This is a genomic window from Pseudonocardia xishanensis, assembly GCF_039541715.1.
In the GTDB taxonomy this organism is placed as follows: Bacteria; Actinomycetota; Actinomycetes; order Mycobacteriales; family Pseudonocardiaceae; genus Pseudonocardia; species Pseudonocardia xishanensis.
This window is the reverse complement of record NZ_BAABGT010000122.1, coordinates 26,090-47,899: the sequence shown is the minus strand read 5'-3', so window position 1 is coordinate 47,899 and position 21,810 is coordinate 26,090. Positions and strand designations below refer to the sequence as shown.

The window sequence follows — 21,810 nt, the reverse complement described above, 5'->3', positions numbered from 1 at the left end:
CGGGCGCTCCTGATCATCGCCGACCCTCCGGAGCGTGCAAGCGCCGGGGAGCCGCCGCGGGCTGCTCGCGGAGCCGCCGACCGCCCTGGAGCTCGAGACGACCCTGAGGCGGTAGCCGCAGACGCGACCGGGCCCCGAGGACGAGTCCTCGGGGCCCGGTCGGCGGTCAGGGGATCAGACGTCGAAGCGGTCCGCGTCCATCACCTTGGCGAAGGCCTTGGCGAAGTCCGCGACGAACTTCTCCTTGGCGTCGTCGCTCGCGTAGACCTCGGCGAGGGCCCGCAGCTCGGAGTTCGAGCCGAAGACCAGGTCCGCGCGGGTGCCCGTGTACTTGACCTCGCCGCCGACGGTGCCCTCGAAGAGGTCCTCGTCCCCGGTCGAGCTCCAGGTCACGTCCATGTCGAGCAGGTTCGTGAAGAAGTCGTTGGTCAGGGTGCCGACCCTGTCGGTGAACACGCCCGCCTTCGACCCGCCGGAGTTGGCGCCCAGCACGCGCAGGCCGCCGACCAGCACGGTCATCTCCGGCGCGGAGACGCCCAGCAGGTTCGCCTTGTCCACGAGCAGGTACTCGCCGGGCAGGCGGTGGCCCTTGCCGCGGAAGTTGCGGAAGCCGTCCACGGTGGGCTCGAGGTGGGAGAAGGACTCGACGTCCGTCTTCTCCTGGGTGGCGTCCGTGCGGCCCGGCGTGAACGAGACGGTGACCGGGGTGCCCGCGTCCGCCGCCGCCTTCTCGACCGCCGCGACGCCGCCGAGGACGACGAGGTCGGCGAACGACACGGTGCCGGAGTACGAGGACTGGATGCCCTCGAGGACCCGGATGACCTGGGCGAGCTCGTCCGGGTCGTTGACCTCCCAGCCGCGCTGCGGCTCGAGGCGGATGCGGCCGCCGTTGGCGCCGCCGCGCTTGTCGCTGCTGCGGAACGACGAGGCCGCGGCCCACGCCGTGGACACCAGCTGCGAGACGGTCAGACCCGAGTCGAGGATGAGCTTCTTGAGCTCGGCGACCTGCGCGTCGGTCAGGGTGTAGTCGCCGCGGGCGGGCACCGGGTCCTGCCAGAGCAGCTCCTCGGCCGGGACCTGGGAGCCGATGTAGCGCTGGATCGGGCCCATGTCGCGGTGGGTGAGCTTGTACCAGGCGCGGGCGAACGCGTCCGCGAACTGGTCCGGGTTCTCGAAGAAGCGCCGTGAGATCTGCTCGTAGATCGGGTCGAAGCGCAGCGCGAGGTCGGTGGTCAGCATCGTGGGCTTGCGGGGCGGGTCGCCCGCCTCCGGGCCGGGGATGATCGCCTCGGCGTCCTTCGCGACCCACTGGTTGGCACCGGCGGGGCTCTGCTCGAGCTCCCACTCGAAGCCGAACAGGTTCTCGAAGAAGTTGTTGCTCCACTGCGTGGGCGTGGTGGTCCAGGTGACCTCGAGACCCGAGGTGATCACGTCGTGGCCCTTGCCCGAGCCGAAGCCCTGCTTCCAGCCGAAGCCCTGCTGCTCGATGGGCGCACCCTCGGGCTCGGGGCCGACGTTGTCGTCGACGTCCGGGTTCGCCGCGCCGTGGGTCTTGCCGAAGGTGTGGCCGCCCGCGATCAGCGCGACGGTCTCCTCGTCGTTCATCGCCATCCGGCCGAAGGTCTCGCGGATGTCCCGCGCCGACGCGATCGGGTCCGGGTTGGCGTTGGGGCCCTCCGGGTTGACGTAGATCAGACCCATCTGGACGGCGCCGAGCGGCTTCTCCAGCTCGCGGTCACCGGTGTAGCGCTCGTCGCCCAGCCAGGTGCGCTCCGGGCCCCAGTAGACGTCCTCGTCCGGCTCCCACACGTCCGCGCGGCCACCCGCGAAGCCGAAGGTGGTGAAGCCCATGGTCTCCAGGGCGCGGTTGCCCGTGAAGATCATCAGGTCGGCCCAGGAGACCTTCTGGCCCCACTTCTTCTTGACCGGCCACAGCAGACGGCGGGCCTTGTCCAGGTTGCCGTTGTCCGGCCAGCTGTTCAGCGGCGCGAAGCGCTGCATGCCCGCGCCCGCCCCGCCGCGGCCGTCGTCCACGCGGTAGGTGCCCGCGGAGTGCCAGGCCATGCGGATCATGAAGGGGCCGTAGTGGCCGAAGTCCGCGGGCCACCAGTCCTTCGAGTCGGTCAGCACCGCGTCGACGTCCGCGGCCAGCTCGTCGAGGTCGACGGTCGCGAACGCCGCCGCGTAGTCGAAGTCCTCGTCCAGCGGGTTGGCGACGGCCGGGTGCTTGCGCAGGATCTTCAGGTTGAGCTGGTTGGGCCACCAGTCGGTGTTGCCACCGTTCTCCGTGGGGTGCGCGAGGCGCCCGGCGTGGACGGGGCAGCCGCCCGCCTCCGCCTCGTTCATGCCCTTTTCGACAGTGGTGTGGTCCTCAGACACCGGACTTCCTTCCGTGATCACTCAGGTGGGAGCAGGCGGGGCACAGGCCCCAGTAGACGACCTCGGCCTCGTCGATCGCGAAACCGTGATCGTCCGATGCGGTGAGGCAGGGAGTCGCGCCGACGGCACAGTCGACGTCGGCGATCGCTCCGCACGACCGGCACACGACGTGGTGGTGGTTGTCCCCCACGCGGGCCTCGTAGCGGGCCACGGACCCGCTGGGCTGGATGCAGCGCACCAGTCCCGCCGAGGTGAGCGCACGCAGGACGTCGTAGACGGCCTGGTGCGACACCTCACCGAGGGACTCCCGCACGGCCCCGAGGATGGAGGCCGTGTCGGCGTGCGGTCGGTCGTGCACGGCGGACAACACCGCCACGCGGGGCCGCGTGACACGCAGCGCAGCTCCGCGCAGGAGGTGTTCGAGGTCCGCGGTCGTCGGCACGGCGGCCACTCTGTCGGAGAATCTGGAACCAGTCAAGAAAGCGTCTCAGCGTGAGACCACCGCTCAGTCGAACAGGTCCGGGTCGGTCCGGACGATCTCGTCCCAGAGCGGCTGGAAGGCGAACCACCCCGCGAACGGCGTCCCCGTCTGCTCCCGGGTGAAGCGGGCGTTGGCGGGGTCGATGAGGGTCGGGGTGCCCGCGGCCTCCGCCAGCAGCGCCGCCTGACAGTTGCGCTCGGTGTTGATGAACCACCACGCGGCCTCGGCGACCGTCAGGCCCACCGTGAAGATGCCGTGGTTGCGGTGGAAGCACATGGCGTTGTCGCCCAGGCCCTCGGCGAGCTTGCGGCCGTTCTCCGGGTCGACGACCACGGCGCCCGCCCCGTCCGTGACGACCGTGTGGTTCTCGTAGAGCGCGCAGGCGTCCTGCGTGATCGGGTCCAGCGGCCTGCCCAGCGAGGACCACGCCTTGCCGTGGACCGAGTGCGCGTGGGCCGCGGCGACGACGTCCGGCCGGGCGTGGTGCACCGCGGAGTGGATGACGAACCCGGCCCGGTTGACCGGCCGGTCCCCGTGCACCACGCGTCCGGTGTGGTCCACGCAGATCAGGTCGGAGACCCGGATGTGCCGGAACGACATGCCGAACGGGTTCACCCAGAAGCGGTCCGCGTGCTCGGGGTCGCGCACCGTGATGTGCCCGGCGATCCCCTCCCCGAAGCCGAACCGGCCGAAGATCCGGAAGGCGCCCGCCAGCTGCTGCTTGCGGTGCTCGCGCTCCTCCTCCACGGTCGCGAAGACCGGGGGCTTCGGCAGCCGCAGGCCCTCCTGGGTGGGCTCGTAGGCGGACATGGACTCGGCGGTGGACGTCGTCGGCGCAACCATTCCTCGACGGTGCGCCCGCCGCTGCCGTCCGTCAACACCTGCGCCCGGCGCCCCGGGGCGGGGCGGCCGTCTGGGACGATCCACCCCATGTCAGTCCGCCCGCCGATCCTGGACGTCCCGATCGCGTCCGAGCCCATCCGGCTCGGCCAGTTCCTCAAGCTCGCCGGCCTCGCCGAGGACGGCGTCCACGCCCGCGAGCTCGTCGAGGCGGGCGAGGTCGAGGTCGACGGGCGCCCGGAGAACCGGCGCGGCGCCCAGCTGCGGCGTGGCCAGGTGGTGGCGGTGCAGGGCAGGCGGGCGCGGCCGGTCTAGACCGTACCGACCAGCCGGTCCAGGTCCTCCCCGACGACCGGGGCCAGCGACGTCATGTACGTCGCCGTGATGTGGTTGAAGTCCAGGTAGAGCAGCACGTTGCCGATCTCCACCGGGCAGGTCTGCGGGCCGCAGAAGTAGTCGGTGTAGTCCAGGAAGGACACGTTCGGGGGCAGGTCCGGGACCTCCTCCCAGGGGGGTGTGGGGGCGTAGAGCGCCGCCCGCTCCAGGCTGCACGCCTCCGCGCCGCGGCCCGCCTGCTGCAGACAGTCCGCGGGGCGGAAGCCGGGCTCGAAGCGCGGGTTGTCCCGTAGCGCGATCACCGGGATGCCCAGCGCGTCCAGCTCGCGCCAGCGGTCGACGAACCCGGGCGGGGTCGTCTCGGTCATCCCGGTCGTGACGTCCCGGCTGGCCAGCGTGACGACGGCGTCCGGGCGCCGGTCCGCGAGCTCGCCCGCCACCGCGTCGTTGAAGCTCAGGCAGGCCGGGTCGCCGGGGTAGACCTCGGAGGCCGTCGAGTACGGGCAGGCCCCGTGGATGATCGCGGTCAGCTCGACGTTGCGGGCGTGCGCCCACGGCACCATGGCCGCGGTGAACTGCTGGGCGTGCGAGTCGCCGACGACCACGATCCGCCTGCTCGGCGGCACCGCCGGGTCCAAGGGCGGCAGGACGCAGGCGGAGTTCTCCGGGAGCCGGGACAGCGGCGCGCAGTTCCAGTACTCGATGCGCGACCAGTCGTCCTGGGCGGTGACCAGCGGCGGGAGCAGCGGGGCCTCGTCGACGGCGTCGGTGAACCCGAAGCGCATCGCCATCGCGCCGGGATGGGACTCGTCCCCGACGACCGCGGGCCCGCTGTTCGCCCGGTTCGTGGTCTCCCACTGCCACGCCCCGGCGGCCAGCAGCACCACGACCAGGCCCGCGGCCGCGCCCCGGGCGCGGGCCCGGTCGCCGAGGGCGGCCCGCCGGATCGGCTCCTCGACGAGGTGGTGGGTGAGTACCGCCAGCACCACCGACACCGCGATGACGGCCAGCCCCCCGCGCAGCCCCACGGCCTCCTGGTCCCGGGTGACCAGGAGGAGGATGAGGACCGGCCAGTGCCACAGGTAGAGGGCGTAGCTGAGGTCACCCAGGTACCGCAGCGGCCGCGACGCGAGGATCCGGTCCACGCCGACGCGGCTGCCGGTGGCGCCCGCGACGAGCACCAGGCAGGCGGCGCCGGTCGGCCAGAGGGCGGCGAAGCCGGGGAACACGGCGTCGACCTGCAGGACCGCCCCGCAGGCGACCAGGCCCACGACGCCGAGCCACCCGAGCAGCACCCGGGTCCGCGCCGAGACCACCAGCGCGTCGATGGTCAGAGCCAGCAGCCCGCCCAGCGCGAACTCCCAGAGTCGGGTCAGCGAGTGGAAGTAGGCGAGGGGCTGGTCGGTGATCGTGAGCGCCACCGAGAACGTCAACGACGCGACGAACAACCCGCCGAGGGCGAGCAGCAGGTAGGGCCGCAGCCGGTCCCGGGCCGCCCCGGCGATCAGCGCCACCAGGGCCACGAGCAGCGGCCACAGGACGTAGAACTGCACCTGGATCGACAGCGACCAGAAGTGCTGGACCAGGCTCTGGGTGTTGTGCTGCGCGGCGTAGTCGACGGAGTCCGCCGCCAGCCGCCAGTTCTCGACGAAGAACGCGGAGGCGAACAGCTCGTGCAGGGTCTGCTGCCATCGGGCCTCGGGCAGCAGCAGCCACCCCGCCGCGACCGCGCCGAGCAGCACGGTGAACGCCGCGGGGAGGAGCCGCGCGGCCTGCCGGGCCCACTGGGCGCCGAAACGGAGGGTGCCGCGTCCCGCGGCGCGGACGAGCTGTCCGGTGAGCAGGAAACCGGAGATCAGGAAGAAGACGTCCACGCCGCCGGAGACCCGGCCGAACCACACGTGGTAGACGACCACCAGCGCGACGGCGAAGGCACGCAGGCCCTGCAGCTCGGGGCGGAACCGGCGGGTCTGCTGCGAGACGACGGCCGAGGCGGGTTCCTCCGAAGGGCCGGGGCGCGAGTGATCCATCCGGTCCCTTTCGAACGTGCCGACGCGATCGCCGTGAGGGTATGGGGCTTTCGTCCCGCTCGCGCGACGGGAGGCCCCGGTCGGTCAGTAGCCGACGTAGTCGCCCGCGTGGTTGCTGCGACCGCCCGCCTGGACGGTGCCCAGGCCGTAGTTGGCGATCATGTAGCGCAGGCCCGCGGTGATGTTGGCGACCGGGTCGGTGATCGAGCTGCCCGCCAGACTGGGGTGCACGTAGGCCCTGAACGTCGAGGGGATGGTCTGCATCAGACCCTGCGACGGGGTGCCCCGCTGGGCGTTGGAGTCCCAGGTGTTGATCGCCCGCGGGTTGCCGCCGGACTCCGCCATGATGATCTTCTTGACGCTCGGGGCCAGGCTCTGCGGGAGGTCGCAGATGTCCAGCGCCTCGGCGATCCAGCCGTCCAGCCCGCCCTGGGAGATGACCGCGGCGAGCCGCTGCTTCGCAGCCTGGGCCTCGGCCTCCTTCGCCTGCTGCGCGGCGATGGCGTCCGCGATCTTGCCCGCCTTGTCCAGGGCCGAGAGGTCGAAGTCCTCGCCCGCGTCCAGGTCGCCCAGCCCGAAGGCGGCGGGGGTGACGTGCGCGCCGTCGGCCGCGGTGTCCGCGACGGGCAGCGCGGCCTCGTTGGCGGCGAGGGTGGTCGCCACGGTCGAGGTCCCCGAGGTCCCCGCGGTCTCCGCGGCGTCGGCCACCGCCTGACCGGCGCCGCCCGAGGTCACGGCGGCGAACGTGCCCGTCGCCAGGACGCCGAACGCGGCGCCGACGGCGGCGGTGGAGGACGCGACGGAGCGTCCGGCGGCGCGTCCGCGCGGGGCGGTCGCGTGCCTGGCGGCGTGGTGCGCGGGCACCCGTTGGGGAGCGGGGAGCCCTTCACCACGCCGGCCGCTGGGGGAGCGGTGGCCGGCCAAGTCTGGTGCCTTTCGATCAGGCGGCCGAACGCGAACGGGCCCGGGTTCGGGTGTCCCGGGGAGCCGGTGGGGAGTCCGACTCCTACTGCCCGTTCGTGATCTGGCCGTGATGACGCCGCAGACATTACGGATGGTGACCCGGGGTCACAAGCAGCTGAGCCGCCTGTCACCGCTGCTCCGGGGCCGTTCGTCGCGGCATCCACCGGACGGGTGAGTCGGTCGTCGTGCGGCGAGCGGTCACCCACCGCGATACTCTAGTGCTGAAGTCAGCTATAGGTCAGGGGGGCACGTGCACGCCAAGGACCTGCTCACCATCGGCGAGGTGGTGGAGCGCTCCGGCTTCCCGCACTCGGCCCTGCGCTTCTACGAGCGGGAGGGGCTCGTCCGTGCCACCCGGACCTCCGGCGGCCAGCGGCGCTACGAGCGGAGCGTGCTGCGCAGGCTCGCGTTCGTCCGTGCCGCCCGGGCGATCGGGATCGGCCTGGACGACGTCCGGGCGGCGCTGGACGAGCTGCCCGCCGACCACACCCCGACCAAGGCGGACTGGTCGCGGCTGTCCCGCTCCTGGCGGGGCAGGCTCGACGAGCAGATCGACGCCCTGGTCGCACTGCGGGACGGGCTGGACTCCTGCATCGGCTGCGGCTGCCTCTCGCTGGCCCGGTGCAGGCTCATGAACCCGGACGACCGTGCGGCCGCGGCGGGCGACGGCGCCCGCATGCTCCCCGCCACCCTCCGCCGCACCCCGGCCTGACCGACGTCCGACACACCCGCCGAGAACGGGGGACTCGCGCATCGGAGGTGGGGGACTCCCGACGCCCGAGTCGGACATCGCGTCCGAGGCGGCTCAGCCGGGAAGGCGGGCGGCGCGGAGGGCGGAGCGGCGGACCTTGCCGGTGTCCTCGCGCAACGGGTGGTCGACCCGTTCGATCGTCGCGGGCACCTTCGGTCCTGCGAGCAGGGTCGCCACGTGCGCGCGCAGGTCCTCGTCGGTGACGGGCTCCGCGAGCTGGACGATCGCGTGGACGCGGGAGCCGAGGTCGTCGTCCGGCAGGCCGATCACGCAGGACGAGAGGACCGCGGGGTGCGCGTCGAGGGCACCCTCGACCTCCGCCGGGTACACGTTGGACCCGCCGACGAGGATCAGGTCGCTGCGCCGGTCGGCGAGGTGGAGGTAGCCGTCGGCGTCCATCCGGCCGAGGTCGCCGAGGGACTCCCACCCGTCCCGTCCGCGGGCGGTGGCACCGAGGTAGCGGTACGGCTCCTCGGGCACCTTCATCCACACCTCGCCGAGCTCGCCGACGGGGAGCGGGACCCCGTCGGAGTCCCCGATCCGCATCTCGCCGGAGACCACCGGCCCGACCGAGCCGGGGTGCGCCAGCCAGTCCACCCCGTCGATCATGCAGGCGGCCTGCGACTCGGTGCCCGCGTACAGCTCCAGCACGGTCCGCGCCCCGAACCACTCCAGGCACCCGCGCTTGACGTGCTCGGGGCAGGGCGCCCCGACGTGCAGCAGGGTCTCGACCGACGAGACGTCCGCGGGCACCGAGTCGCGGACCCGCAGCAGCCTGCCCATCAGCGTCGGGACGGCGTAGAGCCAGGTGACCCGGTGGCGGTCGACGGCCCGCAGGACGGTCTCGCCGTCGAAGCGGTCCAGCACCACCAGCGTGCCGCCCCTCAGCAGGCTGATCAGCGAGAACATGAACGGCGCGTTGTGGTGGAGCGGGGCGGTCACGGCGAACACCTCGTCCCCGCCGCGGATCCGCATCCGCTCGGCGGACTTGGTGACGGTCTCCAGCCTGCCCGCGTTCCCCGCCAGGATGATCTTCGGGCGCCCGGTGCTCCCGCCCGAGGTCGGCGCCTTCCACCGCGGCGGGACGGCGGGGGGCAGCGGTCCGGCGTCCCGGGCCGGGTCGGGACGCCAGTCGGCGGGCAGCGAGGGCCGCCCGTCCGGCGCGGACAGCCCCACGACGACGGCCGGGTCCGCGATCTCGATCAACGCCGCGAGCTCGGCGGCGGGCAGCTTCGCCGACACCGGCTGCGGGATCGCACCGACCTTCCACGCCCCGACGACGGCCGCGTAGAACGCCGGCCCGTTCGGCAGCCCGATCGTGACCAGCGAGCCCTCCCGGGCGCCGAGCTCGGCGAGCTCGCGGGCGGCCCGGTTCGAGGCGGCGGCCAGCTCGGCTCGCGTGACCACCTCCTCGCGGTGCAGCAGTGCGGGTCGGTCCGGCTCCGCCGCGGCGAGACGGTCCAGTGCGAGGCCGAGGGGTGGGTCGTCGGCGGCGCCCGACGCCTGGTCGACGGGTGCGTCTCGGTCCGCGGCCGACGGGTCTCGTACTGGATCGCTCACGACCGCATCCTGCGCCACGGATCCACATGCCCGCACCCGGGCGAGGTGGTGCCAGCCTCCCCGACGCGGCGCCCGGGCGCGATGAGACTCGACGTCATGAACCGCAGCCTGCTCACCCTGCTCCCGGCGGTCGCCGCCGCGGCCCTGCTCACGGGCTGCGGAGCGGTCGCCGACGCCCCGCCCCGCGTGGACCCGGTCCCCGTCGCCCAGGCGGCCCCGATCACCCCACCCGCACCCGTCGCACCCGTCGCGCCCGTCGCCGCGGCGCCGGTCTCGGCGCCTGCGGCGAAGCAGGCGGCCCAGCCCGCGGCCGCGGTGCAGAGGCCCGCCGCGTCCTCCGGCGACCAGGGCCTCGACGCCGCCGCGGACGGCCTGCGCCCCTTCCTGCTCACCCCCGCCGAGGTCGGCCCCGCCTTCACCGTCGGCGACGAGCCGAAGCCCGATCCCGCCACCCCCGCGATCTGCGGCGGACCCGGCGTGGTCGCCCGGTTCCCGTACGCGGTCCGGGTCGGCGCGGCGGCCGAGAGCCCCGCGGGCCTGGTCCAGGAGACGGTGAGCGTCTACGGCGACGCGGGCAGCGCGGCCGCCGCCTACCGCGCGTCGGTCGCCGGCATGGCGTGCTCGCAGGGCAGCGTCGGCGGCAAGCCCGCCGTGCTCGCCCCGGCCGAGGACCTGTCCGTCGACCTGCCCTACGACGAGGCCACCGGCTGGCGCGTCGGCGGGGAGGGCTTCGACGTGGTGCTGATCTCGTTGCGGGACGACGCCGTCGTCATGAACTTCACGGTGCTCGCCCCGGAGGACGGCCTGGTCGCGCTGCCGGACCCGCTGACGATCGCCCAGGCCGGCGCGCAGAAGCTGCTCGGCTGATTAGTGTGAGGTCGTGACCACCACGGATCGTTGGCTGGAGTTCGAGGGTCTGAGCAACGTCCGGGACGTCGGGGGCCTGCCGCTCGTGGGCGGCGGGGTCACCCGCAGCGGCGTGCTGCTGCGCAGCGAGTCGCTCGAGCACGTCACGCCCGAGGACGTCCGCGCGCTGGAGGAGGACTTCGGCCTCCGGCTCATCCTCGACCTCCGCACGGACCGGGAGGTCGCCGAACACGGCGAGTCGCCGCTGGCGGCGCGGGGCGTGGAGACCGTGCAGCTCACGTTCATCCCCGAGGCCGGGCGCGAACTGCCGGAGATCGGCGAGGACTTCCACCCGATGGTCGCCAACTACCTCGGCTACCTGCGGGACAAGGGGGCCAACGTCGTCGCCGCCGTCCGCAGGCTGGCGGCGGTCGACGGGGCCGCGCTCGTGCACTGCGCCGCGGGCAAGGACCGCACCGGCACGCTCGTCGCGCTGGTGCTGGAGGCCGTCGGGGTGGAGCGGGAGGCGGTCGTCGAGGACTACGCGCTGTCCGCCACGAGGATCGACGCGCTGTTCCGCCGCTGGACCGCCGCCGCGGGGCGGGAGATGCCCGCCCCCGAGGAGATCGACCGCCACCGCCCGCGCGCGGAGGCGATGGAGCAGGTGCTCGCGACCCTGGACGAGCGCGACGGCGGACCCACCGCCTGGCTGCAGGCCAACGGCCTCACCGACGCCGAGCTCGAGGCCCTCCGGGTGCGCCTACGGTAGTTCCTCGATGGCCACGGCCGCGTCCAGCTTGCGCAGGGTCCCGGGGTCGCCGGTCACCGCGGGCCAGCCGCGCCTGCGGCTGGTGGTGACCACCTGACCGGCCACGATGTCGTCCTGCCCGGAGGCGGCGAGCAACAGGCCGGACTCCTGGGCCATCGCCGGGGACAGGTCGTGGACCACGGTGTTGGGCAGCCCGAGCAGTACCTGCAGCGCCGCGTGGTGCTGGGGCTCGAGCTGTGCCCAGGCCCGGCCGAGCGCCGCGCTGGGCACGGCGAGCACGAGGTTCTCCTCGACCGCGGCCCACACGAGCGCGCGCATGTACACCGGCCTGCCGGTGGCGAATGCCGTGAGCGCGCTGGCGTCCAGCACTCTTCCGCCGATCATCTGCGCGCCCTTCAGCCGACGGCGACCGGGGGAACCAGACGCAGCGACCTACGTGCCGCGTCGAGCTCGTCCGCCGGCGGGGGACCTCCGTACAGGTCGGCAAGAGTAGCGAGTGCGCGATCACGGGCCTGCCGGGCCTGCACGGCCTCGGCGACGTAGGCGGAGAGACTGGCGGCCGACCCGTTCTGGACCGCCTCGCGTGCCTCGGCGACCATCTCGGCCGGCAAGGTGACGGTCACCCGCTCGCTGCGCATACCGGGAGGCTACTCGGCGCATACCGTGCCGTCGACCGCTATGCAGGTTACTGACGGGTATGCAAGGGTGGAGGGCCCGCGGGGGTCGACGAGGACCGGCCGCCGCACCCGGTTCGAGCAGGAGAAACCCTGATGGACCTCACGTACACCGCCGCCGAGGAGGACTTCCGCCGCGAGCTGCGGTCCTGGCTCGCGGCGAACATCCCGGCGGAGTGGCGACGTCCCGGATTCTGGGAGTCTCTCAGCGACGAAGAGAGTTTCGGGTTGCGCCGCGACTGGGAGCGGGACAAGGCGCTGGCCGGGTTCGCAGGCATCCAGTGGCCCACCGAGTTCGGTGGCCGCGGCGGCACCCCCGGCATGAAGGCGATCTACGACGCCGAGATGGTCCTGGCGGATGCCCCCCGCACGGTCAACCCCCTCGGCCTGACCTTCCTCGCGCCCACCGTCATGGCGATCGGCACGGACGCGCAGCGCAAGGAGATCATCGGCCCGATGCTGCGCAACGAGGTCATCTGGTGCCAGGGCTTCTCGGAGCCCGGCGCCGGGTCCGACCTCGCCGCGCTCACCACGAAGGGCGTCCGGGACGGGGACGACTTCGTGGTCAACGGCCAGAAGGTCTGGACCACCAACGCCGTGCACGGCGACAAGATCTTCACCATGGTCCGCACCACGCCGGGCAGCCAGAAGCACCGCGGCATCTCGATGCTGCTGATCGACATGCACCAGCCCGGCGTCGACGCCCGTCCGCTCAAGCAGATGTCCGGGGCCAGCGAGTTCGGCGAGGTCTTCTTCGACGACGCCCGGGTCCCGGCCACGGACGTCCTCGGCGCGGTCGACGACGGCTGGCGCACGGCGATGCTGCTGCTCTCCTTCGAGCGCGGCGCGTCCGGCATCTCGCAGTACACCGAGTTCCGCAGGCAGTACGACGAGATCGTCGCCGTCGCGAAGAAGCTCGGCCGGGACACCGACCCGGTGATCCGCGGCAAGCTCGCCCGGGTGCTCACCGAGCTGGAGTGCCTCAAGCTGCACTCCTGGCACATCCTGACGAAGACCGAGCAGGGCGAGGACCTGGGCTTCGAGGCCTCGATGACCAAGCTGCAGTGGTCGGAGACCTTCCAGGACCTCTGGGAGGTCTACGACGACGTGCTCGGTGAGCACGCCACCCTGGAGGATCTCGGCGACCTGGACCTCAAGCCCCTCAACGCCCAGGCCATGTGGTCCCGGTCGGTCACCATCTGGGGCGGGTCCTCGCAGGTCCAGCGCAACGTCACCGCCGAGCGCGTGCTCGGCCTGCCCAGATGAGTCAACGGAGCTAGGGGGCCGACATGTATTTCGCACTGACCGACGACCAGCGGGAGTTCGGCTCCGCGGTCGCGACCTACCTGGCCGAGCGCTTCGACCTCGCCGCCGTGCGCGCCTACTTCGAGGAGACCGGCTCGCTGGACGGCCTGTGGAAGGCCGCGGGCGAGCAGGGCTGGCTCGCCGTGACCGTCCCCGAGGAGTTCGACGGGCTGGGTCTCGGCCTGGTCGAGGCCCAGGTCATCGCCTGCGCACTCGGCGCCGGGGTGGCGCCGGGGCCGTGGCGGGGCACGGTGCTCGCGGCCGAGGCGATCCGGCTCGCCGGGTCCCCCGAGCAGCGGGCGCACTGGCTGCCCAGGCTCGCGACCGGGGACGCGGTCGGGGCGGTGTCCACCGGCGGGCCCGTGGAGTACGGCGCGCTCGCGGACGTCGTCGTGACGGCCGAGGGGCTGCTCACCGGGTTCACCGCGACCCCGGTCGGCTCCTACGACCGCACCACCCGGCTGGCCACCGTCGAGGGCGGCGCGGTCGAGGCGCTGCCCGGTGACACCTCGTCGCTGGAGGCCCGGGCCACCGTCCTGGTCGCGGCGGACCTGGTCGGGATCGCCCGCGAGGCTCTGTCTCGCACCGTGGCCTACGACCGCGAGCGCGAGCAGTTCGGCGTGCCCGTCGGCTCGTTCCAGGCGATCAAGCACGCGCTGGCGGATCTGCACGTCGGGGTCACGATGGCCGAGCACGCGGCGCTCTACGCCGCCCACGCCGTCGACACCGGCCTGGAGGGCGCGGACCTCGCGGTCTCGGTCGCCAAGGCCAAGGCGAGCGACGTCGCGCTGCAGTCGACGGCCTCGATGATCCAGTACCACGGCGGCATCGGCTACACGTGGGAGCACGAGGCGCACTTCTTCTACAAGCGGGCGAAGCGCCTCGCGGGCCAGTGCGGCACCGCCGACGCGCACCGCGAGCGGATCGCCGCGCTGACCATCTGACCTGCACGAACGGCACTCTCGTGCGGACCTAGCGCACGAGAGTGCCGTTCGTGCGGAAAGGATGAGGCCATGGACCGCTATCGCGCCGTCGCCGATCCCGCCCGCACCGCCGCGCTGGCGCAGCAGACCGACTCGCCGTTCGCCATCGACGTCCGCTTCACCGGCGGGCTGACCGACCGGCAGCAGGCCGCCTTCGCCGCCGCGGCGGACCGGTGGGCCCGGATGATCGTCGGGGACCTCCCGGCGGTGACCGTGGACGGGGAGACGGTCGACGACGTGCTGGTCCTCGCAGGCGGCGCCGCGATCGACGGCGCAGGCCAGATCCTCGGCCAGGCGGGCCCGACGCGGGTCCGCCCGGCCTCGGCGGGCGGCCTGCCCGCCGTCGGGGAGATGCAGTTCGACACCGCCGACCTCGCCCAGATGGAACGGGACGGCACGCTCGACGACGTGATCACCCACGAGATGGGGCACGTCCTGGGCATCGGCACGCTCTGGTCGCCGCTGCTCTCCGGGGCGGGCACGGACGACCCGCGCTTCACCGGGCCCGGCGCCGTCGCGGAGTGGCGGGAGCTGGACGGCACGGGGGACGTGCCCGTCGAGAACACCGGGGGAGAGGGCACCCGCGAGGGGCACTGGCGGGAGAGCGTGTTCTCGAACGAGCTGATGAGCGGGTTCATCGCGGCCGCGGGCAACCCGCTGTCCCGGGTCACCGTCGCGAGCCTCGCCGACCTCGGGTACACGGTGGACCTCGAGGCCGCCGAGCCCTACCGGCTGCCCGCCGGGGCCGGGGCGGGCGGCGCGGCGATCGTGGCCGGGCCCGGCCGGCCGTGCCGGGTGCGCAGGCCCCGGACGAGCGTCCTGCCCGAGTCCGCCGTCATCGGCTGAGGCCGTCCCGGTGGCGGTCCACCGTGGAGCGGGCCGCCCGCCGGGGACGGCGATCCGGCCCCCCGGAGCGGACACGCCGGGACGGGGCGGGAAAACCCGTCCTAGTTGGAATCGCGGAACCCGCCCGACCGTGGCACCGTGGTGGGATGCCAGCCCCTCCCGCGGTCAACGCCACCGCCGCCGCCCTGCTCGGACTGCTGCACAGTGGTCCGATGACGGGGGGTCAGCTCGTCGCCGCGGCGGGCGAGCGTTTCGGTTCCTTCTTCACCGTCACCCGCAGCCAGGTGTACCGCGAGCTGCCGGTGATGGCCGAGGCCGGGCTCCTGCGGCTCGGCAAGCAGGGGCCCCGTGCCTCGCAGCAGTACGTCATCACCACGGCCGGCAAGCGGGCCTTCAAGGCCTGGCTGCAGCACGGCAGCGGCGCGGACGCGCTGCGCAGCCCGCTGGTGCTGCGCCTGCTGCACGCGGGCTCGCTCACGGTGAAACAGCGGGCCGAGCTGGTGAGCACCTCGCACGAGGTCTACGCCGCCCGGCTCGTCGAGGCCCGCGCCGCCGCCCGCGGCGAGACCGACCCGTACCGCAAGGCGGTCGCGGACTTCACCGTCTCGCACACCCGCGCGATGGTGAAGCTCCTGGACTCGATCCCGGACGAGTAGGCAGGGCCGGCTCCGGAGGGGCAGGGCCGGGCTCGACCCTGCCCCTCCGGAGCCGGCCGTCCCGCGTAGCCTGGGGTGTTGTGAACCCCGACGCCGCAGCCGACCTGAAGGACCTCGCGACCACCCTCGAGGGCATCGAGGCGGTCAGCGACCTCCCCGCGCTCCGAAACGAGATCGCGGACCTGGAGGAGCAGGCGGGCGCCCCGGACCTCTGGAACGACACCGAGGCGGCCCAGAAGGTCACCAGCCGGCTGTCGCACGCCCAGGCCGACCTGCGTCGCGTCGAGGACCTGCGCCGCAGGCTCGAGGACCTCCCGGTGCTCTACGAGCTGGCCGAGGACGAGGCGGACGAGTCCGCGATCGCCGACGCGGACCGTGACCGCGCGAAGCTCCGCGAGGAGATCGAGTCGCTCGAGGTCCGGACCCTGCTCTCCGGCGAGTACGACGCCCGCGAGGCGCTGGTGACGATCCGCTCCGAGGCCGGCGGGATCGACGCCGCGGACTTCGCGGAGATGCTCATGCGGATGTACCTGCGCTGGGCCGAGCGGCACGGCTACGGCGTGGACGTCTACGACACGAGCTACGCGGAGGAGGCGGGCATCAAGTCCGCCACCTTCCAGGTCCACACGCCCTACGCCTACGGCACGCTGTCCGTCGAGCAGGGCACGCACCGGCTCGTCCGGATCTCGCCGTTCGACAACCAGGGCCGCCGCCAGACCTCGTTCGCCGGCGTCGAGGTCACCCCGGTCGTGGAGTCCACCGACCACGTCGAGATCGACGAGAAGGAGCTCCGGGTGGACGTCTACCGGTCCTCCGGGCCCGGTGGTCAGGGCGTCAACACCACGGACTCCGCGGTGCGGCTCACGCACATCCCCACCGGCATCGTGGTGTCCTGCCAGAACGAGCGGTCGCAGATCCAGAACAAGGCGACCGCCATGGTGGTGCTGCAGGCCAAGCTGCTGGCCCGCAAGCACGCCGAGGAGCGGGCGCTGATGGACTCGCTCAAGGACACCGGCTCCAGCTGGGGCAACCAGATGCGCTCCTACGTGCTGCACCCGTACCAGATGGTCAAGGACCTGCGGACGGACTACGAGGTCGGCAGCCCCGGCGCGGTGCTGGACGGGGACATCGACGGCTTCATCGAGGCGGGCATCCGGTGGCGTCGCAACCAGGAGCTCGAGGCGCAGAAGGCCTGATCCGCACTCGATCAGCCGAGCGGTACCGCCGCTGCGCCGAGGGGGCCTGTCGCGTGCGGGCCGGGTCATGATCCGCCGGTAACGTCCGGCGTGTGATCCGGCTGGAGCGCGTCACCAAGATGTACAAGACCTCGACGCGGCCTGCGCTGGACCGCGTGTCGGTCGAGATCGACAAGGGTGAGTTCGTCTTCCTGATCGGCCCCTCCGGCTCCGGGAAGTCCACGTTCCTGCGGCTGCTGCTGCGCGAGGACGTGCCGACGCGCGGGAGCATCTTCGTCACCGACCTGAACGTCGCGAAGCTGCCGCGCCGCAAGGTGCCCCGGCTGCGCCAGAAGATCGGCTGCGTGTTCCAGGACTTCCGGCTGCTGTCGAACAAGACGGTCGGCGGGAACGTGGCGTTCGCGCTCGAGGTGATCGGCAAGTCGCCCGCGACCGTGCGCAAGGTCGTGCCCGAGGTGCTGGAGCTGGTCGGGCTGTCCGGCAAGGCCGACCGGATGCCGCACGAGCTTTCCGGCGGCGAGCAGCAGCGCGTGGCGATCGCCCGTGCCTTCGTGAACCGCCCGCTGGTGCTGCTGGCGGACGAGCCCACCGGCAACCTCGACCCGGACACCAGCCAGGACATCATGCTGCTGCTGGAGCGGATCAACCGCACCGGCACCACGGTCGTGATGGCCACCCACGACCACTCCATCGTGGACTCAATGCGGCGGCGGGTGGTCGAGCTGGAGAACGGCCGCGTCGTCCGGGACGAGGCCCGCGCGGTCTACGGGGTGGGCCGGTAAGGATGCGTACCGACTTCGTCCGCCGGGAGGTCGCGACCGGGCTGCGGCGCAACGTCACGATGACCGTCGCCATGGTCCTGACCACGGCGATCTCGCTGCTCATGGTCGGCACCGGGCTGCTCGCGGTGAAGACGATCGACGCCACCGAGTCGCTGTACTCGGATCGGCTCGAGGTGCGGGTGGCGCTCACCCAGGACGTCTCGGTCGCCGACTCCGACTGCTCGCAGCCGATCTGCGCGGGGCTGCTGTCCACGCTGCAGAACTCCCCGCTGGTCGACTCGGTGTCCTACGAGAACCAGCAGCAGGCCTACGAGCGGTTCCAGGAGCTGTTCGCGGGCCAGTCTGTCGCCGACCTCGCCCGGCCCCAGTCGCTGCCCGCCACGCTCCGGGTGAAGCTCGTCGAGCAGAACGGGTCCACGGAGGCCGGCGCCGCGGCCGTCAGGCAGGCCATGGAGCAGCAGGTCGGCGTCCGGACGGTGATCGACCAGCGCGAGGTCGTCGCGTCCCTGTTCGACTTCCTCGGCGGCGTCCGGAACGTGACCTTCGCGCTCGCCCTGGTCCAGGCCCTCGCCGCGCTGCTGCTGATCTCCAACACCGTGCAGGTCTCCGCCTACACCCGGCGGACCGAGGTCGGCGTGATGCGGCTGGTCGGCGCCACCCGCTGGTACACCCAGCTGCCGTTCCTGGTCGAGGCCGTGATCACCGGCGTCGTCGGCGCGGTGCTGGCCGGCGTCGGGCTGGTCGTGGCCAAGTTCGCGTTCATCGACTCGCTGCTGGCCGGGATCGCGCAGAACGGCGTCATCCCGCCGGTCACCCTCGCGGACGTCCTGACGACGAGTGCGTACCTGCTCCCGATCGGCGCCCTGATCGCAGGCGTCACCGGCTACGTAACTCTGCGCCTGTACGTCAAGGTGTAGGTAGCCTGGTGTGGTGAAGGAGAAAGGGCGCAAGGTGATCGCCCAGAACCGGCGCGCGCGTCACGACTATGCCGTGCTCGAGGAGTTCGAGGCCGGTGTCGCACTCATGGGCACCGAGGTGAAGAGCCTGCGGCTGGGCCGGGCGTCGATCGTGGACGCGTTCGCGACCGTGGACGACGGCGAGGTCTGGCTGCGCGGCCTGCACATCCCCGAGTACACCCACGGCAGCTGGACGAACCACGAGCCGCGCCGCACCCGCAAGCTCCTGCTGCACAAGTGGGAGATCGAGCGGTTGATCGGCAAGATCCGCGAGGGCGGGCTCACGCTGGTCCCGATGTCGCTGTACTTCTCGGACGGCAAGGTCAAGTGCGAGCTCGCGCTGGCCAAGGGCAAGAAGAGCTACGACAAGCGTCAGGACCTGGCCAAGAAGGACGCCGAGCGGGACATCCGGCGGGCGTTCGGGCGAGCCGCGAAGGGCCGCGCGCGATCGCTGAGCTGACAGACGCCGACGTCCCGGGCTGGGTGGCCGATCTCGGCCTGCCCGGCTTGGTCGACGTGCACGTCCACTTCCTGCCCCAGCGGATGCTGGACAAGGTCTGGGCCTACTTCGACCTGGCCGAGACCCACTACGGCATGCCCTGGCCCGTCCAGTACCGCGCGCCGCAGGAGGACCGCGTCGCCACGCTCGCGGAGCTCGGCGTCCTCCGCTACGCGCCGCTGACCTACCCCCACAAGCCCGGCATGGGCCGCTGGCTCACCGAGTGGGTGGGGGAGTTCGCGGACAGCCATCCCGCCGCCGTCCGCACGGCCACGCTCTTCCCCGAGCCGGACGTCGCGGACTACCTGGGCGCCGCCGTCGAGGCCGGTGCGCGGGCGGTCAAGGTGCACGTCCAGGTGGGCGCGTTCGATCCCCGCGATCCGCTGCTGCGCCCCGCCTGGGGCCTGCTCGCCGAGGCCGGGGTGCCCGCGATCGTGCACTGCGGACACGGCCCGATCCCGGGCAGGCACACCGGGCTGGACGTCTTCGGCGAGGTCCTCGACGCCCATCCGCGGCTGCCGATCGTGCTCGCCCACGCCGGCATGCCGGACTACGCGGGGGCGCTGGATCTCGTGGACCGCTTCGACAACGTCCATCTCGACACCACGATGGTCGGCACCGCGTTCACCGAGAAGATCGCCCCACTGCCCGTGGACTGGCCCGCCCGCCTCGCGGACGTGCAGGACCGGATCGTGCTGGGCACGGACTTCCCGAACATCCCCTACCCGTACGCCGAGCAGCTGCAGGCGATCGCGGGATGGGCGTCGGCCGACGACCGCCTCGGCGCCACGTTCCTGAAGGCCGTCCTGCACGACAACGGAGCCCGCCTCCTCGGCCTCTGACGCCCGCACGAACGGCACTTTCGTGCAGACCTACCGCACGACCTACCGGTCAGGGGCGCTCGTCGTGGGTGGCGACGGTCCAGCGGCGGGCCTGCTCGCTGATCGTCACGCCCAGGCCCGGCCGCGACGACACGTGCATGCGGCCGCCCGCGATCTCCAGGTGCTCGTCGAACAGCGGGTCCAGCCACTCGAAGTGCTCCACCCACGGCTCCCGCGGGTAGGCCGCGGCGAGGTGGATGTGGATCTCCATGGCGAAGTGCGGGGCGAGCTGGAGGTGCCGCGCATCCGCGAGCGCCATGACCTTGAGGAACTGCGTGATCCCGCCGACGCGCGGGGCGTCCGGCTGCACGATGTCCGCGCCGCCGACCCGGATCAGCTCGGCGTGCTCGCCCACACTCGCGAGCATCTCGCCCGTGGCGATGGGGGTGTCGAAGGTGGACGCGAGCATCGCGTGGCCCTCGTTGTCGTAGGCGTCGAGCGGCTCCTCGATCCAGACGAGGTTCAGCGGCTCGAAGGCGCGGCACATGCGGCGGGCGGTGGCACGGTCCCACTGCTGGTTCGCGTCGACCATCAGCGGGGCGTCTCCGATCCGCTCCCGCACGGCGGTCACCCGAGCCAGGTCCACGGCGTTGTCCGGATGCCCGACCTTGATCTTGATGCCCTGGATGCCCGAGGCCAGCGACGCCTCGGCCCGCTCCAGGACCTCCTCGATGGGCGAGTGCAGGAAGCCGCCGGAGGTGTTGTAGGTGCGCACCGAGTCGCGGTGCGATCCGAGCAGCTTGGCCAGCGGCAGGCCGGCACGCTTGGCCTTGAGGTCCCAGAGCGCGACGTCGAACGCGGCGATGGCCTGCACGGACAGCCCGGACCGCCCGACGGACGCGCCCGCCCAGACGAGCTTGTCCCAGATCTTCGCGATGTCGCTGGGGTCCTCGCCGATCAGCACCGGAGCGATCTCGCGAGCGTGCGCGAACTGGCCCGGCCCGCCCGCGCGCTTCGAGTAGCTGAACCCGACGCCCTCGAGCCCGGCCTCCGTGCTGATCTCGGCGAACAGCATCGCGACCTCGGTCATCGCTTTCTGCCTGCCGGTGAGGACCTTGGCGTCGCTGATCGGGGTGGGCAGCGGCAGCGTGACCGACGACAGCCGGACCCGGGTGATCCGGTCGACGGTCGCGGTGTCGGTGGGGGTGGCGAGAGCGAGCGTGCTCATCGAGGGACCTCCTGGTCGAGCAGCGCGACGACGCGCTGCAGAGCGGGGTTGAGCGAGTCGGGGCGCCAGACGGCGTGCAACACGACGGGATCGGACTCCACGCCCGCGAGCGGTCGGAAGCGGACGCCGTCGGGATGCAGGGTGGCGGCGCCCGCGGGCACGAGCGCGAGCCCGCGGCCCGCGGCCACGAGCGCGAGCATCGTGTGGATCTGGGTGACCTGGTGGGCCGGGGTGTACGGGACGCCGGCGAGGACCCGCGCGGTCAGGTCGGCGAAGTACCGGGCCCGGTCCCGGGTGTAGACGAGCAGGGTCTGGTGGGCGAGGTCGGCCACTGGGAGCGGGTCCCCGGCGGCCGCGAGCGGGTGCCCGGCCGGCGTGGCCAGCACCAGGGGCTCGGTGTGCACGACGCGGGCGTCGAACTCGGCGTCGAACGGCGGGCGGGCCAGCGCCAGGTCGATCCCGCCGCTGCTCAGCTGGTCGAACTGGGCCGAGCTGACCATCTCGGTGAGGGCGATCTCGACGCCGGGGACGGCCTGCTCGATCTCGTTGAGCAGGCCGCCGAGGTAGCCGAAGCCGGAGGCGGCGGTGAACCCGATCCGGACGGTGCCCGCCCGTCCGTCGGCGACGAGCCGGGCGGTACCCGGAGCGGCGTCGGCGAGGGTGAGCAGCCTGCGGGCCTCGACGAGGAACGCCGCCCCCGCCGGGGTGAGCTCCACCTGGCGCTGGGTGCGGTCGAAGAGCAGGACGCCGATCTCCCGTTCGAGCTTCTGGATCTGCCGGGACAGCGGTGGCTGGGTCATCCGCAGGCGCTCCGCCGCCCGCCGGAAGCTGCGCTCCTCGGCGATGACCACGAAGCCGCGCACCTGCTCCAAGGAGTACATGGACTCGGGACGGTACCCAGCCACCGTG

The 21,810-nt window shown here is 72.7% G+C and carries 23 protein-coding genes; 13 read left to right on the top strand and 10 right to left on the bottom strand.

All coding sequences use genetic code 11. The features are described 5' to 3' along the window. Nucleotides 1-174: 174 nt before the first annotated feature. The 3 genes from katG to ABD993_RS34135 form a co-directional block, all read right to left on the bottom strand. Nucleotides 175-2,346, bottom strand: coding sequence for a catalase/peroxidase HPI (gene katG / locus ABD993_RS34145; RefSeq protein WP_345428604.1), 2,172 nt, complete (start codon nt 2,344-2,346; stop codon nt 175-177). 25 nt (nt 2,347-2,371) lie between these two features. Next, nucleotides 2,372-2,821 carry a Fur family transcriptional regulator gene (locus tag ABD993_RS34140; protein WP_345427425.1) on the bottom strand — a complete coding sequence of 150 codons (450 nt, stop codon included), beginning with the start codon at nt 2,819-2,821 and terminating at the stop codon, nt 2,372-2,374. A gap of 63 nt (nt 2,822-2,884) precedes the next feature. Then, on the bottom strand, nt 2,885-3,703 hold the full coding sequence (locus ABD993_RS34135; RefSeq protein WP_345427423.1) for a class II aldolase/adducin family protein: 819 nt from the start codon (nt 3,701-3,703) through the stop codon (nt 2,885-2,887). A gap of 87 nt (nt 3,704-3,790) precedes the next feature. Here ABD993_RS34135 and ABD993_RS34130 point away from each other — a divergent pair, with 87 nt between their 5' ends. After that, nucleotides 3,791-4,015, top strand: coding sequence for an RNA-binding S4 domain-containing protein (locus tag ABD993_RS34130; protein ID WP_345427421.1), 225 nt, complete (start codon nt 3,791-3,793; stop codon nt 4,013-4,015). Here the strand turns inward: ABD993_RS34130 and ABD993_RS34125 are convergent. After that, nucleotides 4,012-6,066 carry an acyltransferase family protein gene (locus ABD993_RS34125; protein WP_345427419.1) on the bottom strand — a complete coding sequence of 685 codons (2,055 nt, stop codon included), beginning with the start codon at nt 6,064-6,066 and terminating at the stop codon, nt 4,012-4,014. The two genes, ABD993_RS34130 and ABD993_RS34125, sit on opposite strands and share 4 nt — an antisense overlap. A gap of 84 nt (nt 6,067-6,150) precedes the next feature. Then, nucleotides 6,151-6,930, bottom strand: a complete 780-nt coding sequence (locus ABD993_RS34120) for a transglycosylase SLT domain-containing protein (RefSeq protein WP_345427417.1) — start codon at nt 6,928-6,930, stop codon at nt 6,151-6,153. 349 nt (nt 6,931-7,279) lie between these two features. Between ABD993_RS34120 and soxR the strand changes: the two genes are divergently transcribed. Continuing rightward, nucleotides 7,280-7,741, top strand: a complete 462-nt coding sequence (soxR, locus tag ABD993_RS34115) for a redox-sensitive transcriptional activator SoxR (RefSeq protein ID WP_345427414.1) — start codon at nt 7,280-7,282, stop codon at nt 7,739-7,741. A 93-nt stretch (nt 7,742-7,834) separates the two neighbouring features. On the opposite strand, the gene ABD993_RS34110 is transcribed toward soxR, so the two are convergent. After that, nucleotides 7,835-9,340: an AMP-binding protein gene (locus ABD993_RS34110; RefSeq protein WP_345427412.1), complete on the bottom strand. Its 1,506-nt coding sequence runs from the start codon at nt 9,338-9,340 to the stop codon at nt 7,835-7,837. A gap of 96 nt (nt 9,341-9,436) precedes the next feature. On the opposite strand from ABD993_RS34110, the gene ABD993_RS34105 reads away from it, so the two are divergent. Then, the gene (locus ABD993_RS34105) at nt 9,437-10,207 is read left to right on the top strand and encodes a hypothetical protein (protein ID WP_345427410.1); all 771 of its coding nucleotides are present in this window, start codon (nt 9,437-9,439) and stop codon (nt 10,205-10,207) included. Nucleotides 10,208-10,220: 13 nt separating this feature from the next. Then, nucleotides 10,221-10,955 carry a tyrosine-protein phosphatase gene (locus ABD993_RS34100; protein WP_345427408.1) on the top strand — a complete coding sequence of 245 codons (735 nt, stop codon included), beginning with the start codon at nt 10,221-10,223 and terminating at the stop codon, nt 10,953-10,955. On the opposite strand, the gene ABD993_RS34095 is transcribed toward ABD993_RS34100, so the two are convergent. Then, the gene (locus ABD993_RS34095; protein WP_345427406.1) at nt 10,947-11,339 is read right to left on the bottom strand and encodes a hypothetical protein; all 393 of its coding nucleotides are present in this window, start codon (nt 11,337-11,339) and stop codon (nt 10,947-10,949) included. The two genes, ABD993_RS34100 and ABD993_RS34095, sit on opposite strands and share 9 nt — an antisense overlap. Nucleotides 11,340-11,350: 11 nt before the next feature. Further along, nucleotides 11,351-11,593 carry a ribbon-helix-helix domain-containing protein gene (locus ABD993_RS34090; RefSeq protein WP_345427404.1) on the bottom strand — a complete coding sequence of 81 codons (243 nt, stop codon included), beginning with the start codon at nt 11,591-11,593 and terminating at the stop codon, nt 11,351-11,353. Between the two features lie 132 nt (nt 11,594-11,725). Here ABD993_RS34090 and ABD993_RS34085 point away from each other — a divergent pair, with 132 nt between their 5' ends. The 9 genes from ABD993_RS34085 (at nt 11,726) to ABD993_RS34045 (ending at nt 19,694) form a co-directional block, all read left to right on the top strand. Beyond that, complete coding sequence (locus tag ABD993_RS34085) at nt 11,726-12,895, top strand: acyl-CoA dehydrogenase family protein (protein WP_345427402.1); 1,170 nt, start codon at nt 11,726-11,728, stop codon at nt 12,893-12,895. Nucleotides 12,896-12,918: 23 nt separating this feature from the next. Next, nucleotides 12,919-13,878, top strand: coding sequence for an acyl-CoA dehydrogenase family protein (locus ABD993_RS34080; RefSeq protein ID WP_345427400.1), 960 nt, complete (start codon nt 12,919-12,921; stop codon nt 13,876-13,878). A gap of 69 nt (nt 13,879-13,947) precedes the next feature. Further along, the gene (locus ABD993_RS34075) at nt 13,948-14,763 is read left to right on the top strand and encodes a leishmanolysin-related zinc metalloendopeptidase (RefSeq protein ID WP_345427397.1); all 816 of its coding nucleotides are present in this window, start codon (nt 13,948-13,950) and stop codon (nt 14,761-14,763) included. Nucleotides 14,764-14,909: 146 nt separating this feature from the next. Then, nucleotides 14,910-15,419: a PadR family transcriptional regulator gene (locus ABD993_RS34070; protein WP_345427395.1), complete on the top strand. Its 510-nt coding sequence runs from the start codon at nt 14,910-14,912 to the stop codon at nt 15,417-15,419. 80 nt (nt 15,420-15,499) lie between these two features. Then, the gene (gene prfB, locus ABD993_RS34065; protein WP_345427393.1) at nt 15,500-16,615 is read left to right on the top strand and encodes a peptide chain release factor 2; all 1,116 of its coding nucleotides are present in this window, start codon (nt 15,500-15,502) and stop codon (nt 16,613-16,615) included. Between the two features lie 92 nt (nt 16,616-16,707). After that, nucleotides 16,708-17,397: a cell division ATP-binding protein FtsE gene (gene ftsE / locus ABD993_RS34060; protein WP_345427391.1), complete on the top strand. Its 690-nt coding sequence runs from the start codon at nt 16,708-16,710 to the stop codon at nt 17,395-17,397. Between the two features lie 2 nt (nt 17,398-17,399). Further along, a complete protein-coding gene (ftsX, locus tag ABD993_RS34055; protein WP_345427389.1) occupies nt 17,400-18,314 on the top strand; it encodes a permease-like cell division protein FtsX in 915 nt (304 codons plus the stop codon). Nucleotides 18,315-18,324: 10 nt separating this feature from the next. After that, nucleotides 18,325-18,813 carry an SsrA-binding protein SmpB gene (smpB, locus tag ABD993_RS34050; RefSeq protein WP_345427388.1) on the top strand — a complete coding sequence of 163 codons (489 nt, stop codon included), beginning with the start codon at nt 18,325-18,327 and terminating at the stop codon, nt 18,811-18,813. A gap of 23 nt (nt 18,814-18,836) precedes the next feature. Next, a complete protein-coding gene (locus ABD993_RS34045; RefSeq protein ID WP_345427387.1) occupies nt 18,837-19,694 on the top strand; it encodes an amidohydrolase family protein in 858 nt (285 codons plus the stop codon). 49 nt (nt 19,695-19,743) lie between these two features. On the opposite strand, the gene ABD993_RS34040 is transcribed toward ABD993_RS34045, so the two are convergent. Together ABD993_RS34040 and ABD993_RS34035 are read right to left on the bottom strand one after the other, a co-directional pair. Beyond that, nucleotides 19,744-20,901, bottom strand: coding sequence for an L-talarate/galactarate dehydratase (locus ABD993_RS34040; protein WP_345427385.1), 1,158 nt, complete (start codon nt 20,899-20,901; stop codon nt 19,744-19,746). After that, nucleotides 20,898-21,782 (bottom strand): LysR substrate-binding domain-containing protein, encoded by an 885-nt coding sequence (locus ABD993_RS34035; RefSeq protein ID WP_345427383.1) that lies wholly within the window; start codon nt 21,780-21,782, stop codon nt 20,898-20,900. Before ABD993_RS34035 ends, ABD993_RS34040 begins: the two co-directional genes overlap by 4 nt. Nucleotides 21,783-21,810 lie beyond the last annotated feature (28 nt).

Excerpts from the sequence above, each read along its gene's own strand:
- katG (WP_345428604.1), bottom strand. The coding sequence starts at position 2,346 with ATGAACGAGGCGGAGGCGGGCGGCTGCCCCGTCCACGCCGGGCGCCTC.
- ABD993_RS34135 (WP_345427423.1), bottom strand. The coding sequence starts at position 3,703 with ATGGTTGCGCCGACGACGTCCACCGCCGAGTCCATGTCCGCCTACGAG.
- ABD993_RS34130 (WP_345427421.1), top strand. The coding sequence starts at position 3,791 with ATGTCAGTCCGCCCGCCGATCCTGGACGTCCCGATCGCGTCCGAGCCC.
- ABD993_RS34125 (WP_345427419.1), bottom strand. The coding sequence starts at position 6,066 with ATGGATCACTCGCGCCCCGGCCCTTCGGAGGAACCCGCCTCGGCCGTC.
- ABD993_RS34105 (WP_345427410.1), top strand. The coding sequence starts at position 9,437 with ATGAACCGCAGCCTGCTCACCCTGCTCCCGGCGGTCGCCGCCGCGGCC.
- ABD993_RS34095 (WP_345427406.1), bottom strand. The coding sequence starts at position 11,339 with ATGATCGGCGGAAGAGTGCTGGACGCCAGCGCGCTCACGGCATTCGCC.
- ABD993_RS34090 (WP_345427404.1), bottom strand. The coding sequence starts at position 11,593 with ATGCGCAGCGAGCGGGTGACCGTCACCTTGCCGGCCGAGATGGTCGCC.
- ABD993_RS34085 (WP_345427402.1), top strand. The coding sequence starts at position 11,726 with ATGGACCTCACGTACACCGCCGCCGAGGAGGACTTCCGCCGCGAGCTG.
- ABD993_RS34080 (WP_345427400.1), top strand. The coding sequence starts at position 12,919 with ATGTATTTCGCACTGACCGACGACCAGCGGGAGTTCGGCTCCGCGGTC.
- ABD993_RS34075 (WP_345427397.1), top strand. The coding sequence starts at position 13,948 with ATGGACCGCTATCGCGCCGTCGCCGATCCCGCCCGCACCGCCGCGCTG.
- ABD993_RS34070 (WP_345427395.1), top strand. The coding sequence starts at position 14,910 with ATGCCAGCCCCTCCCGCGGTCAACGCCACCGCCGCCGCCCTGCTCGGA.
- ftsX (WP_345427389.1), top strand. The coding sequence starts at position 17,400 with ATGCGTACCGACTTCGTCCGCCGGGAGGTCGCGACCGGGCTGCGGCGC.
- ABD993_RS34040 (WP_345427385.1), bottom strand. The coding sequence starts at position 20,901 with ATGAGCACGCTCGCTCTCGCCACCCCCACCGACACCGCGACCGTCGAC.
- ABD993_RS34035 (WP_345427383.1), bottom strand. The coding sequence starts at position 21,782 with ATGTACTCCTTGGAGCAGGTGCGCGGCTTCGTGGTCATCGCCGAGGAG.